This window comes from Nocardioides ultimimeridianus, assembly GCF_054777895.1.
The window spans coordinates 1-12,079 of the sequence record NZ_BAAHAB010000020.1 but is presented as its reverse complement, the minus strand read 5'-3'; the positions used below and the strand labels follow the sequence as shown (position 1 = coordinate 12,079).

Below are 12,079 nucleotides of genomic sequence, written 5' to 3'. Positions count from 1 at the left end.
CAGCGTCCGACCGACTCACGCGACCTCGGCGCGGTAGCCCGGGATCAGCTCGGCCACCAGCGCATCGGTCTCGCCGGAGGCGCCGTACGAGCCCTCCTCGGCCAGGGTCCGGTAGAGCGCGTCCGCGACCTCGCGCAGCCCGTCGGCGTCGCCGTACGTCGCCTCCAGGCGCAGCCGCGCGCGCCACAGGTCCTCGTTCGCCGGCATGGTCTCGAGTCCGTGACCCAGCACCGATCGGGCGGCCTCCGCGTCGTGGCGGGCCGCGGCCCGCTCAGCGACGGACAACGTGACCAGGCCGACGGCCAGAGCCGTGTCCGACTCCAGGGTCGTGGTCTCCAGCCAGGCGTACCGCCCGTCCGGTACGCCGGAGAACGGCCGGCCGCGCACCAGGCCCAGCGCCTGGCCGAGGATCTGCTCGGCGTCCGCGGGCCGCTCGGCCGCGGCATTGACCAGGCCGCGGAACTCGTCCCAGTCCAGGCTGACCGCGCCCGGCCGCAGCGACCAGACGCCGTCGGTCTCGATGAGCGCGGGCTCCTCGGGGGCCGAGCCGAGCCAGGCGTCGAGCTGCCGCAGCGCCGCGTTGCGGGTGGCGGACTCCACGCCCCGCGGCCACATCGCCGCGGTGAGCCGGTTGACGTGCACGCCGGCCGGGTGCAGAGCGAGGTAGCAGGCGAGCTCGGTGAGGAACGCGACCCGGTCCTGGTCGACCTCACCGGGGGCGTGCACCTCGACCGGGCCGAGGACGCCGACCCGGACCGCGGCCTCGGGCGCACCCGCGTAGGCGGACGCGTCGGCGAGCGCCGCCGCCCACTCCTCCAGCGTGACGTGCGTGGCCGCGGGCGGGGCGAACAGGTCGGCCAGCGCCGCCACGGCGTCGGGCCCCACCTGCTGGGCCTCGACGTCGATGGCGTGGAGCGGGGAGGTCAGCCGGCCGTCGGCGCGGGCGGCCAGACGCAGGTCGGCCGAGGGCAGGCTGCCGATCACGACCACGCCGAGCGGCACCTGGGGATCGCTCGCCAGCGCGTGCAGGCGGGACAGCTCGGTCAGCGAGGGCAGTCCCGAGCAGATGATCAGGTGGTAGGCCCAGTCGGCCGTGCCCGGGTGGGCGACCCGGGCCTCGCGGGCGCTGTGCGCACCGACCTGGCGGCACACGCCGCGGTAGTAGCGGGCGTGGTTCTCCAGCTCCTCGAGCACGCGGCCGATGTCGTCGGCACGGTGCACCGCCTGCGCGTCGACGCCGGTGAGGTCACCGGCGAAGCCCACCATCGTGACCGTGCGCCGGTCAGCCCACGGATGGGTGGCGGTGTCGATGGCGAGGCTCATCGCCAGCCCGCGCGCGATTGTCTCGTCGCCCTCGAGCGACACCACGCCCGGCACCGACTCGGGGTCGATCAGCAGCAGGCTGTCGTCGGGCCTGCGCCCGATCGCGACCAGGCCGGGGCACGGCGCGGGGCCCCCGCCGGGAAGGGCGACGTCGGTGCCGACGACCCAGACCCGCTCGTTGATCCGGGTCCATCCGGCGGGCGGCTCGGCCGTGGTCGGGCCGGCGAACAGCAGGGCCAGCCCGGTGGGGCCGACCGACACCTGGGTCGGCGCCGGGACGCCGAGGCCGATGCAGGAGGAGCGCAGGGCCCGGTCCAGCCACGCGGCCAGACCCGGCTCGGCCTCGTTGCGCAGCCGCGGCGCGGGGCCGCCCGGGCCGCCGTCCGGGCCGCCGTCCGGGCCGCCGTCCGGACCGTTCGGATCGGTGGGTACGGCGCCGAGCCGTGCTCCCCACAGCTCGGCCAGCGGCCGGGCCGCGCGCCGGCGACGCAGCGCCAGCGCCGCCCCGCCGAGCGCCAGTCCGCCGGCCACACCGAACAACGGCGACCAGGCGGCGTCGAGGTGCACGCCGCGGCTTGCGACGGCATCGACCCCCTGCGGGTCGGTGGCGTCGGTGGCCAGCCGCTCGAGCTCGGCGGCTCCGCCGATCTGGCTCGTCTCCCCCGCGCCGAGCGAGGGCACGACCTGCGGCAGCGCGCCGGCGTGGTCGACCACCCGCAGGCCCGGACCGACCGCGTCGGCCGGCATCCGCAGGATCCAGCCCGGGTAGATCAGGTCGGGGTTGGTCAGCTCGGTGCCGTCGGCCTGGTGCAGGCCCCGGTTGAGCTCGACCAGCTCCTTGTAGCGCAGCCCGTTGCCGAGGTAGCGGTCGGCGATGTCCCAGAGCGTGTCGTAGTGGCGGCCCTGCGGCGGCTTCACCTGGTAGTAGGTGGTCAGGCCGGCGCGCTCGTCGGCGCTGGTCGCGCGCTCGGTCTGCGCGCCGGTCGGCAGCTGTTGGTGCGGGCGGGCCGTGGCGCTGACGGTGGGCGTGGACGCCACCGCGTGCGTCGCGTGCGTCTGCCCGGCAGGGTGCGGCGCCTGCTCAGCGGCGCCCGCGGGCCCCACGGCGGTCGCGGTGAATCCCACCAGGACGAGCACGGCGAGCACCAGGTTGCGCGCGAGCGCCTGGGTGCCGATCGAGCCGCAGGGGACGGCGGGCGCGATCCCGCGCCGGCGTACCGCCGCGAGGGCCTCGACGACCAGGCAGATGACGAAGTGCAGCCAAGCCAGCCAGACCACGAAGGCCAGGATCGCGATCACGGTCTCGCCGGTGGTCGGCGTGGTCAGCCACGCGAGCGTCGGCCACTCGCTCGGCCACGGCGGGCCGAACGCCGCCAACAGCCCGATGGGTACGCCGACGACGATGAGCAGGGTCCCCACCAGCGCGCCGACCCCCATCAGCACCTGGCCGGGCCCTCGTCGCGGCGGCTCCTGGAACGGGAGTCGGGTCTGTCGATGGGGGGCCGTGGCCGTCATCGGGCGATCACCCTTCTGGGGACTAGTGGATGGAGACCTGCGGGGGCTGGTTGGGCGCCTGGACCTCCCACACGGGGAGCTCCTGGTGGACGACCATGTCGAAGCCGTTGCCGAGCGTGTTGGTGGCCGCCCCGCGGCCGTACTTGACGTCCCAGTGGACGGTGATGGCCAGGTAGTAGGACTCGTCGTGCTGCGCGCTGCCCGGCATCGGGTCGTCGGGGTTCTGCAGCGCGACCGCGGAGGCCGACGACCGCGAGAACGCGATCGAGCACGCACCCTCGGCCTGCTGCGCGGCGTTCGGGTCGTACGGCGTGTCCGGCGCGCAGTGCACCGGCTTCATGTCGATCTGGTTCGGATCGACCTCGATGCCGGTGCCCTGGGCGGTCATCACGACCCCGTTGGCCAGCTCGACGCGCTGGTACGGCCCGCCCATCGGGTCGCCGGCGTACTGACCCTTGTCGACGACCTCGCGGGTGACCGGGTTGACCCAGCGCATCGTGAAGTACGTCGGCTCGCCGACGACCGGGGTGGACGGGTGGGTGACCAGCATCGGGACGGGGAGCTGGGCGTCGCCCGACATCAGGCCCCAGAGGTAGTCGTTCACCGGGTTGGGGACGTCGTCCACCTTCTGGGTGAAGGGGACCCACACGACGTTGATGTCGATCTGCCGGTTCGGGCCGCCGGAGACGGTGTCCCAGTCGATCCCGTCGAGGCAGATCTGCACCATGTAGCGGCCGTGCTCGGGGTCGGGGTTGGGCCGGACCAGCCAGGTCGAGGGCACCGGGCGGTAGCGGCAGCGCTGGTAGGCCTGGCCGTGGAACCGCTCCCGCAGCGTCTGGGCGGTGCCCCCGAACATCGAGGCGCAGTAGGAGCCCATGCCGGTGCCGTTGGCGTAGACGGTGCAGTGCACGGCCGGCTGACCGTCGGAGGACGGGGAGTCGAACGCGGTGGTGACCGTCGAGCTCGGGGTGTGGCTGGACGGCACGCTGTCCGACGGCGCCGGCGGCGTGTAGCCGAGCGCCGGGCCGGCGAACGCCACGGCGATGCTGAACGAGGCCGCCAGGACCCCCGTGCAGAGGGAACGCCTCACCACGTCACTCCTTCGACCTTGACGTTGCGGCACTTGGTGGTGGGGTCGGAGAACAGCGAGTCGACCTTCCACGTCGAGTGCGCGCTGACCAGGGAGATCCTGATCGGGTACACGGTCCGGCGCCCCGCCGGCTTGCCGGTCTTCGGGGACACCGCGAAGCCGTGGCCGACCATGCAGCCGAGCACCTGGGCGTTCTTGCCCGCGACGGTGACCTTCGTCGGGGTGAAGGGGATCGGGCCCGGGTAGCGCAGCCCGAAGTCGGAGCGCACGGCCGGTGCGAGCAGCCGGCTGCCCGCGGGGGTGAGCACCTTGGCCATCCCGGGCGAGCTCGTGGCGTGCCGGTTGACCGCGCGGGCCTGCAGCGCGAGGAGCGTCCGGACCGCCTGGACCGGCGCGCGGTCCTCGAACGGCGACAGCGGGGTCGCAGTGACGGTCGGCTGCAGCGTCGCCGAGGTCGTGGCGACGGCCGGGGTCGGCGTACCGACCGGGTCGGGGGTGCTGCCGCACGCGGACAGGACCGAGCCCGCGACCACCGCGGTCGCGACCATCAGTCGATGACGAGTCACCCGAGACCCCATGCTCTGCGTCCTCCCCGAGACGGTACGACGGCAAACCCATTATCCATGGGTCGGGCAGCTGACGGTCGTCGAGGGCTGGGGCGGCTTCGGGCCCTTGGTGCCGGCACCCGAGCTCTTCGTCGGCGGGTGCTTCGGCGTCGGGGTCAGGGTGACGGTGGGACAGCCACCGATGGTGACCGGGCCGCCGCCACCCGCGGTCGGCGGCGTGGACCCACCGGTCGGTACGTCGAGCGACGGGGGCGCTGCCGTCGGGACGATGTCGCCGTTCGGGCCGGTGATGCCGGGCATCGGGCTGGCCAGGGCGGTGCCGGAGGCGGACACAGTCCGGAGGCCCATCATGTTCAGCAGGATGGTCGGCACCTTGACGGTCGTGCGCACCTCGATAGCCAGGTGGGTCGAGGTCTTGTCAGCGATCGTGACCGGCGGCAGGGGCGTGCACTCGACCAGTTGAGGGTCCCTCTGCTGCGCGTCGTCGCAGTAGGCCTGAGCCAGCTGCGCCGCCAGTTCGACGTTGAGGCCCAGGCGGGGATCCTGGAGGTTCAGCCCCTGGGCCCCGGCTCGTGCGGCCTCCTGCGCGTAGGCGATCGCGCGGCCGTGCGCGTTCATCTGGGCGCCTCCGTCGATGACGAGTCCGGCGAGGAGGAGCACCGCGAAGGCGATGATCACGACGAACGGGGTGATCGACCCCCGGTGGTCGCTCACTGCTGGTACCCCCGGTACTTGTCCATCGGGCTGGTGAAGGTGAAGCTGATCGACTTCGGCGGCAGCTTCAGGATGACCAGGTCCCCGAGGTCGACCTGGCAGGTGACGGTCACGGTGATCGACTCCAGTTGCTTCGGATCCACCACCGTCTGCCCCTGCGGCACCGGCTTGAAGGCGTCCACCGGGATGTTGGGTACGACGCCGGCACTGTCCCGGCACGACGCCGGTGCACCCCGCAGCGCGTCGGCGACGGCGGCGTCGATCGCCTTCGTCGCGCCGGCGAAGGAGTTCTGGGCGGTGGCCGCGCGGGCGGAGTCGCGCGCGGCCTGGTCGACCAGCCCCTTGGCCTGGGTGAACCGCGCGAACGCCACGATCAGCATCAGCAGGGCCAGCAGGAACGGCGCCAGGATGACCAGCTCGAGGCTGGCTCCGCCGCGGGCGTCGTACCGCGTCAGGGATCTCATGACGCGGTCCGGAGGTCGGGGATCCACTGCTCCAGCGTGGCGGAGGCGGTCTGCGTGATGTGCATCGTGCCGCCCACCGGGAGCACCACGTCGCCGTCGACCTGCACGCTCACGCGACCCGAGTGCTGGTCGATGGTGGCCGTGGAGGTGACGTGGGTGAGGTCGCCGATCTGGGTGGCGAACTGGGTCGCGATCTGCTCGGCGTAGCTGCGGTAGGAGCCCGGGTCGGCGTTCGTGCCGGCCAGCCGCAGCGCCGAGACCCCCTCGCGCGCGGAGGTCTGCGCGGTGTCGCGGGCGTGGAAGTAGAGACCCGCCTCGATGATGGTGAAGACCAGCAGCAGGAAGACCGGCGCGACGATCACGAACTCGATGGCACTGGTGCCCCGCTGGCGCACTGCCCATCCCCCCGAGAGTGGGCGTGTCAGCCGTTGGTGCCCTGGTCGATCTGCTGCGAGCGCGTCTCGACGACGTGCCTGATCACGCCGGCGACGACGAGCGCGAGACCGACCACGATCGCGGAGATGATCGCCCACTCGACCGCCGTGGCGCCGCGTTGGCTGACGCCCGCGCGGCGCGCCTGCTCGGCGCGGCCGCGCACCAGGACGATGAGGACCTGCGCGCTGAGCAGCATGGGGTTCACGGAGTGGTCGTTCCCTTCCCGAGACATGGCAAAACCAGATCAGTGGAGCTGACTGACCGCCGGATAGGCCAAGAATATCAAGAAGGCGACGCACATGAGCAGCTGCGCGATGAGCATCGACTGGCTGCTCTCGCCCGCGTCGCCCTCCACCTCGACCAGCTCCTTGCGGCGCATGCTCTCGGCGCGGGCGTTCAGCGAGCTGCGGATCCGGGCGCCCTCGTCGCCGGCGAGGGCGAGCGAGGAGGCGAGGTCGCGCAGCTCGTCGATGCCCAGCTCCTGGCCGAGCCGGCCGATGCCCTCCCACGGGGTGATGCCGAGGATCCGCGAGTTCGAGATGGACTGGCGCAGCCGGACCATCGCCCAGTGGTCGCCGAACGAGGATGCCGCCATCAGCGCCTCGGGCAGGCCGCGGCCGCCGGCGAGGTTCATCGCGACGAGGTCCAGGAAGGCGCCCGTGACATGCCGGAAGTCCCGCCGCCGCGACTCGGCCTCCCGGTGCAGCGACAGGTCGGGGAAGAAGAACGCCACGACGGCCGCGGCGAGCGCCACCCCCACCGGTACGCCGCCGGACCCGAACCCGCTGACCCACACCACGAAGGGGAACCAGACCATCGCCCCGAGCGCGAGCAGCACCTTGGTACCGAGGTGCTGCTGCAGCGTCCGGTTCATCACCGCGAGGTCGGAGCGGGTCCGCATCAGCTGCCAGCCACGGCCCGCGGCGGCCGACTCCAGCCACCCCCCGATGCCGTCCCGTACGACGCCGAGCCGGCCGGCCGCGCCGTCGACGGTGACCCGCGGCGCGGCCCGGCGGGACCCCGCCCGCTCGAGCCGGGCGAGCGTGGCCGCGACGCCCGGCACCGGCCGGCTCAGCGCGACGACGATCAGCAGCACGCCGAGACCGACGACCGCACCGGACAGCAGCGACCAGGTCATGCGCCCGCCCTCTCGGCTCGGGTCGGCTGCGGGGTGCGGGCGGCCACCAGGAACCGCTTGGCCTCCTCGACACCGGAGAGGCGGCGCAGCCACAGCACCCCGAGGCTGAACAGCCCGATCACCACGGCGAGCACCAGCTGGCCGATGGCGGACTGGTAGGGAGCGACGTACGAGCGGTTGAGCAGGACCAGCAGACCCGCCACCAGCACGATCACGCCGATCACGATCTGCACGCTGCGGCGGGTGCTGCGGCGGCTGCCCTCCACCCGGCGGCGTACGTCGAGCTCGTCACGCGCCGACTCCGCCAGCGCAGTGAGGACGTCACGCAGGCCCGGACCGCGCAGCCGGGCGTTGAGGATGAGGGCGGCGACGACGAGGTCCGCGGACGGGTCGTCCAGGTCGTCGGCGAAGTCGGCGAGCGCGTCGGGCATCGGCTCGCGCACCCGCAGCCGGTCGACCAGCAGGTTGAGCGCCGGGCGGACCGAGGCCGCGGCATTGGTGGCGGTGGCGGGGATGGCCTGCTCCAGGCCGACCGCGCCGGCGATGGTGTCGCGCAGCGACTCGATCCACGCCGCGAGGCCCTCGGCGCGCGAGATCGAGCGCCGCTCCTCGGCGGCGCCGCCGAGGATCCGGTCCCAGAACGCGATGACGACGGCCGCGACCACCGCCAGCACGATCCACCGGGTCAGCACCAGCACGACCAGCCCCACGACGACGCCGGCCGCGACCCGGCGCATCCGGCCGGGGCTCATCGTGAGCGAGCGCCGCCGGGGCGTGGCCGCCGCCGGCGGACGGCGGTGCAGCCCGAGGACGAGGATCGCCACCCCCACCCCGACCGCGGCCCCGGCGGTCAGGGCGAGCGGGAGCCGCCACAGCTCGATCATGCCCAGGCCCCGTGCGCGACGGACGCGTAGCCGTGCTCCTCCAGCTCGGCGATGCAGGCGATCGGGGCATGGGCGACGGCACGACCGTCCGGGCCGGGTGCGAACACCTCGCTCGACATCACCTGGCCGTCGTGGCCGACGATCTCGCGGATGCTCTCCACGACACGCGTCTGCCCGCCGGCCTCCGGGTCGTCGTTGCGCTTGCGCACGAACACGACGAAGTCCAGGGCGCCCGCGATGAGCAGGGAGGAGGCGTCCAGCGGCAGCCGCTCGCGCGCCTGGATGGCGTAGGTGCCGATCCGGGAGAACACCTCCAGGGAGGAGTTGGCGTGGATCGTCGACAGCGAGCCGTCGTTGCCCTGCGTCATCGCGTTGAGCATCGTCACGATCTCGTCGCCGAGCACCTCGCCGACGATCACGCGGGAGGGATTCATCCGCAGCGAGCGGCGTACCAGGTCGGCCATCGACACCCCGCCGACACCCTCGGCGTTCGGGAGGCGCTCCTCCAGCGGCACGACGTTCGGGTGCAGCTCGGGGTACTCCCCCAGCCCGAGCTCGAGCGCCCGCTCGACGGTGATCAGCCGCTCGTGCGCGGGGATCTCGTTGGCGAGCGCCCGCAGCATCGTGGTCTTCCCGGCGTTGGTGGCGCCCGCGATCATGATGTTCTTGCGCGCCAGCACCGCTGCGCGCAGGAAGCTGCAGATCTCCTCGTCGATGGTGCCGTTCTCGACCAGCTGGTCCAGGAAGACCCTGCCCATACGCGCCTTGCGGACCGAGATCGAGGGCCGGGCACACACCTGCATCACCGCAGAGAGGCGGGATCCGTCGGGCAGGCGGAGGTCCAGCTCGGGGTTCGCGGCGTCGAACGGGCGGCTCGACAGGCCCGAGTGGGCCGCGAGGACCTGGATCAGCTCGATCAGCTCCTCGTCGCTCTCCGCGACCGGCGGGTGCCGCTCCTCGCGGCCGTCGCCGTACTGGACGAAGACCTGGTCGAAGCCGTTGATGTCGACGTTCTCGACGTTGGGGTCCTCGAGCAGGGGCTGCAGGCGCCCGACGCCGAACAGCGCGGAGTGGATCGCCGAGGCGATGTCCCGCTCGTCGGCCGGCGTCGGCGGACGGCGGCCGTCGGAGACCTCGAAGCGCGCGTGGTCCTCGAGCACCTGCACGATCAGCGAGCGGGCGAACTCCCGCTCGTCCTCGGCGCTCATCGGGGAGACCCCGGCAGCCGCGTCACGGCGGCGCTGCTCGTTGAGCCGCTCGGCCACCTGGCTGCGCAGGGTCCGGACCAGGTCGTGGTCGATCATGGCGTCACCTCCGCAGTGGGTACGCCGACCGGCTCGCCGGGCACGAAGGCCGCGGCGGTGCGGGCGGCCAGCCGGTCGACGATCGCCCCTGCCGAGCGCACCAGCGCCGTCCGGTCGGGGCGGCCGTGGACCTGGCCGAGGAAGAAGTTCGCCCCGACCGGGTCGTGGGCGAGGTGGTGCACGTCCTCGAACGGCACGCGCGAGCGCTCCAGCGACTCCCGCACCTCCCGCACCGCCCGGGCCCGCTTGGGCTGAGCCACCACCACGACGTGGATGGGCGCGGCCAGCGGACCGCCCAGGCTCTGGTGCACGCGCGCCGCCCGCTCGCGCAGGTGGATGACGTTGCTCGGGATGGTGTCGGTCATCAGGACGACGAGGCTGCTGGCGCTGAGGAGGGCGTTCTGCGGGGTCGAGCCCCCGATCCGCCCGAGGTCGGCGATCACGTCGGTGCCGGGCGCGCCGGCGAACAGCTGGGCCAGCTCGGCCCACGCGAGGCCGCCGGCCTGCTCGGGCAGGCTGACTCCGGTCAGTACGCCGAGACCGCCGACGATGTGCTGGGTGTGCTGGTCGATCAGCGCCGGGTGCATCGCCTTCCGGCCGGCGGCCGACAGCGCGACCAGGCCTGCATCGGGTGTCAGCGGCTGGCCCTGCGCCGAGGGCATCCGCAGCGCGATGTCGCCCCCCGCGGCGTCGCACTCGGCGACCACGCTCGGGCGCGGCCAGAGCGCGCCGAGCAGCAGTGCCGCCGTGGTGACGCCCGGCGAGCCCTTGGCCGAGGCGATGGTGATCAGCGACATGGCGTCACTGCCCGCAGCCGAGCGGGCCCGATCCGCCGGTCTGCGACACGGCGAACTTGTTCCCGATGATGCCCTGGGACACCGCGGTCAGGCACTGCCGCGCGATGAGCACCTTGATCGGGACCTGCGAGCTGGACGTGCCGGTGAGGCCGCCGTCCTGGCTCTTGCCGATCGCGAGCAGCTCGCCGTCCACGGTGTGGGTGCCGCCGTCGTCGTCCTCGACATAGACCAGCACCCGGTCGCCGGGGTGCATCCCCTGGGCCGTCATCGGGTCGACGTTGAGCGCCACCTGCGCCTGGTCGGCCGCGATGCCGCCGGTCTTCGAGACCATCGCCGGCGTCAGCACCGTCCCGGCCAGCAGCCGGACCGTGGTCGACTGGCCGACGAGGCTGTCCTCCTGGTCGGCGGGGATGCCGCCGTCGTACCCCTGCGGGAGGCTGACGGTCTGCAGGTCCGCCTTGGTGATCTTCTGCCCCTGCGCGATCTCGGTCCGCACCTGGACGAACTCGGCGCGGTGGCCGGCGATCACGGCGAGGTACGCCGAGGCGAGGGCGCCGCCGACGATGAGGACCAGTGCGAGGCCGATCAGGGCCGGGCGCGACTCGCGCGTCGACGGGAGCCGTGACGGCGCCGTCGGGCGCGTGGTGGTGGAGGCCATGGGTGCACCTTTCATGAGGAGCTCGGTGACGGGGCCGGAGTGGTCGCGGTCGCGCCGGTGGTCGGGGTCACGGTGGCCGCGGGCACCGGGGCGGGCGCCGGCGGGTTGTTGCGCAGGCTGATCCTGAGCGCTTGGGCCACGGACAGGCCGGCGAGGATGACCGCGACGACGATCAGCCCGGCGACGACCGCCGGCCAGGCGCGGCGGTTCTCCCGCCAGTTGCGCGCCGAGCCGTGCAGCAGCGCCGAGCGCAGCTGGCGGCGCCGCATCGCGTCGGCCTCGAGGACGTAGCGCTCGGCGTTCGGTGTCGAGCGCAGCGCCATGTCCTGGGCCGGCGGGGTCCACGGCTCAGACACGGCCGCCCACCTCGACGACCGCGGCGGCGATCCGCAGCAGGGCCTCCCGGGTCTCGGCGCGGACGGCGGACGGCTCGAACGGCGACCCGGCCGCGAGCCACGGGTCGGGTGGAACGACGACCACCTGCGGCCGGCCGCGCAGGTCCCTCATCGCCTGCTTGTACGCCGGTTCGCTGGTCGCCACGATGACGGCGACCGCTCCGCCCGCGGCGACCGGGTTGACGCGTCGCAGCCGGTCGAACGCCGCCTGCATCGCCGCCTCCCCGACCGGTCCGGCCGTCGAGACGAGCACGACGCGGTCGGCCCGCGCGAGCGCGGTATGGCTGCCCTCGCCCGCGTCGTTGCCGACGTCGAGCAGGTTGAAGGTGTGGTCGCGGCCGAGCCGGTCGAGCACGTCGGAGACGTCGATGCGGCGCAGGGCGAGGTCCCAGCCCGACCCGTCGAGCACCGACAGCCCGGTCCGGCCGCGTGGCGGATCGACGGTGTCGCTCTGCGCGAGCAGCTGGATGCAGGAGCGCGGCCGCTCCGCACCGAGGAGGGCACCCAGCGACGGGCCGCCCTGCTGCACGTCGACGACCGCCGACCGGTCGTCGCGCAGCGCGGTCAGGACCGCACCGACACCGACCGCGACCGACGTACACCCCACGCCGCCCTTGGCCGAGGCGAAGGCGACGACGCGGCGGTTGGTCTGACGCTGGCGGATGCGGTCGATCAGCGCCCGCTCGCCCTGGACGCCGGCGGCCGACTCCGGGGAGACGACGCCCACGGCGGCCCGCTGCAGGAGCCGGGGCACGTCCCGCGGCGCCGGCGGCGGCGGCGGGGGGACCGGCGCGAC

The 12,079-nt window shown here is 73.7% G+C and carries 14 protein-coding genes; all 14 read right to left on the bottom strand.

The genetic code is table 11. From position 1 onward, the window contains the following. Positions 1-15 precede the first annotated feature (15 nt). Positions 16-2,838, bottom strand: a complete 2,823-nt coding sequence (locus tag ACYU8V_RS16975; protein WP_460849028.1) for a LysM peptidoglycan-binding domain-containing protein — start codon at positions 2,836-2,838, stop codon at positions 16-18. Positions 2,839-2,860: 22 nt separating this feature from the next. Next, positions 2,861-3,928, bottom strand: coding sequence for a hypothetical protein (locus ACYU8V_RS16970; RefSeq protein ID WP_460849026.1), 1,068 nt, complete (start codon positions 3,926-3,928; stop codon positions 2,861-2,863). Continuing rightward, positions 3,925-4,494, bottom strand: a complete 570-nt coding sequence (locus ACYU8V_RS16965) for a hypothetical protein (protein WP_460849023.1) — start codon at positions 4,492-4,494, stop codon at positions 3,925-3,927. Before ACYU8V_RS16965 ends, ACYU8V_RS16970 begins: the two co-directional genes overlap by 4 nt. Before the next feature lie 51 nt (positions 4,495-4,545). Continuing rightward, a complete protein-coding gene (locus ACYU8V_RS16960; RefSeq protein WP_460849021.1) occupies positions 4,546-5,208 on the bottom strand; it encodes a Tad domain-containing protein in 663 nt (220 codons plus the stop codon). Next, entirely contained in the window at positions 5,205-5,672 is a 468-nt protein-coding gene (locus tag ACYU8V_RS16955; protein ID WP_460849020.1) for a TadE family protein, read from the bottom strand. The genes ACYU8V_RS16960 and ACYU8V_RS16955 overlap by 4 nt, the downstream gene beginning before the upstream one ends. Then, a complete protein-coding gene (locus tag ACYU8V_RS16950) occupies positions 5,669-6,067 on the bottom strand; it encodes a TadE family protein (RefSeq protein ID WP_460849018.1) in 399 nt (132 codons plus the stop codon). The genes ACYU8V_RS16955 and ACYU8V_RS16950 overlap by 4 nt, the downstream gene beginning before the upstream one ends. A 26-nt stretch (positions 6,068-6,093) precedes the next feature. Then, on the bottom strand, positions 6,094-6,312 hold the full coding sequence (locus ACYU8V_RS16945; protein ID WP_460849017.1) for a hypothetical protein: 219 nt from the start codon (positions 6,310-6,312) through the stop codon (positions 6,094-6,096). A gap of 39 nt (positions 6,313-6,351) precedes the next feature. Then, complete coding sequence (locus tag ACYU8V_RS16940) at positions 6,352-7,245, bottom strand: type II secretion system F family protein (protein WP_460849015.1); 894 nt, start codon at positions 7,243-7,245, stop codon at positions 6,352-6,354. Continuing rightward, complete coding sequence (locus ACYU8V_RS16935) at positions 7,242-8,129, bottom strand: type II secretion system F family protein (RefSeq protein ID WP_460849013.1); 888 nt, start codon at positions 8,127-8,129, stop codon at positions 7,242-7,244. Before ACYU8V_RS16935 ends, ACYU8V_RS16940 begins: the two co-directional genes overlap by 4 nt. Beyond that, complete coding sequence (locus ACYU8V_RS16930; protein WP_460849012.1) at positions 8,126-9,433, bottom strand: CpaF family protein; 1,308 nt, start codon at positions 9,431-9,433, stop codon at positions 8,126-8,128. Before ACYU8V_RS16930 ends, ACYU8V_RS16935 begins: the two co-directional genes overlap by 4 nt. After that, a complete protein-coding gene (locus tag ACYU8V_RS16925; RefSeq protein WP_460849011.1) occupies positions 9,430-10,230 on the bottom strand; it encodes a hypothetical protein in 801 nt (266 codons plus the stop codon). The genes ACYU8V_RS16930 and ACYU8V_RS16925 overlap by 4 nt, the downstream gene beginning before the upstream one ends. Before the next feature lie 4 nt (positions 10,231-10,234). Further along, complete coding sequence (locus ACYU8V_RS16920; protein ID WP_460849010.1) at positions 10,235-10,888, bottom strand: SAF domain-containing protein; 654 nt, start codon at positions 10,886-10,888, stop codon at positions 10,235-10,237. Between the two features lie 11 nt (positions 10,889-10,899). Further along, entirely contained in the window at positions 10,900-11,244 is a 345-nt protein-coding gene (locus ACYU8V_RS16915) for a hypothetical protein (RefSeq protein WP_460849009.1), read from the bottom strand. Continuing rightward, positions 11,237-12,079, bottom strand: an 843-nt coding sequence (locus ACYU8V_RS16910; RefSeq protein ID WP_460849008.1) for a hypothetical protein, incomplete at its 5' end; no start/stop codon positions are given. The genes ACYU8V_RS16915 and ACYU8V_RS16910, both read right to left, overlap by 8 nt.

What these genes read in the sequence shown, in the direction of transcription:
- ACYU8V_RS16975 (WP_460849028.1), bottom strand. Translation starts at nt 2,838, where the DNA reads ATGACGGCCACGGCCCCCCATCGACAGACCCGACTCCCGTTCCAGGAG.
- ACYU8V_RS16955 (WP_460849020.1), bottom strand. Translation starts at nt 5,672, where the DNA reads ATGAGATCCCTGACGCGGTACGACGCCCGCGGCGGAGCCAGCCTCGAG.
- ACYU8V_RS16940 (WP_460849015.1), bottom strand. Translation starts at nt 7,245, where the DNA reads ATGACCTGGTCGCTGCTGTCCGGTGCGGTCGTCGGTCTCGGCGTGCTG.
- ACYU8V_RS16935 (WP_460849013.1), bottom strand. Translation starts at nt 8,129, where the DNA reads ATGATCGAGCTGTGGCGGCTCCCGCTCGCCCTGACCGCCGGGGCCGCG.
- ACYU8V_RS16930 (WP_460849012.1), bottom strand. Translation starts at nt 9,433, where the DNA reads ATGATCGACCACGACCTGGTCCGGACCCTGCGCAGCCAGGTGGCCGAG.
- ACYU8V_RS16925 (WP_460849011.1), bottom strand. Translation starts at nt 10,230, where the DNA reads ATGTCGCTGATCACCATCGCCTCGGCCAAGGGCTCGCCGGGCGTCACC.
- ACYU8V_RS16920 (WP_460849010.1), bottom strand. Translation starts at nt 10,888, where the DNA reads ATGGCCTCCACCACCACGCGCCCGACGGCGCCGTCACGGCTCCCGTCG.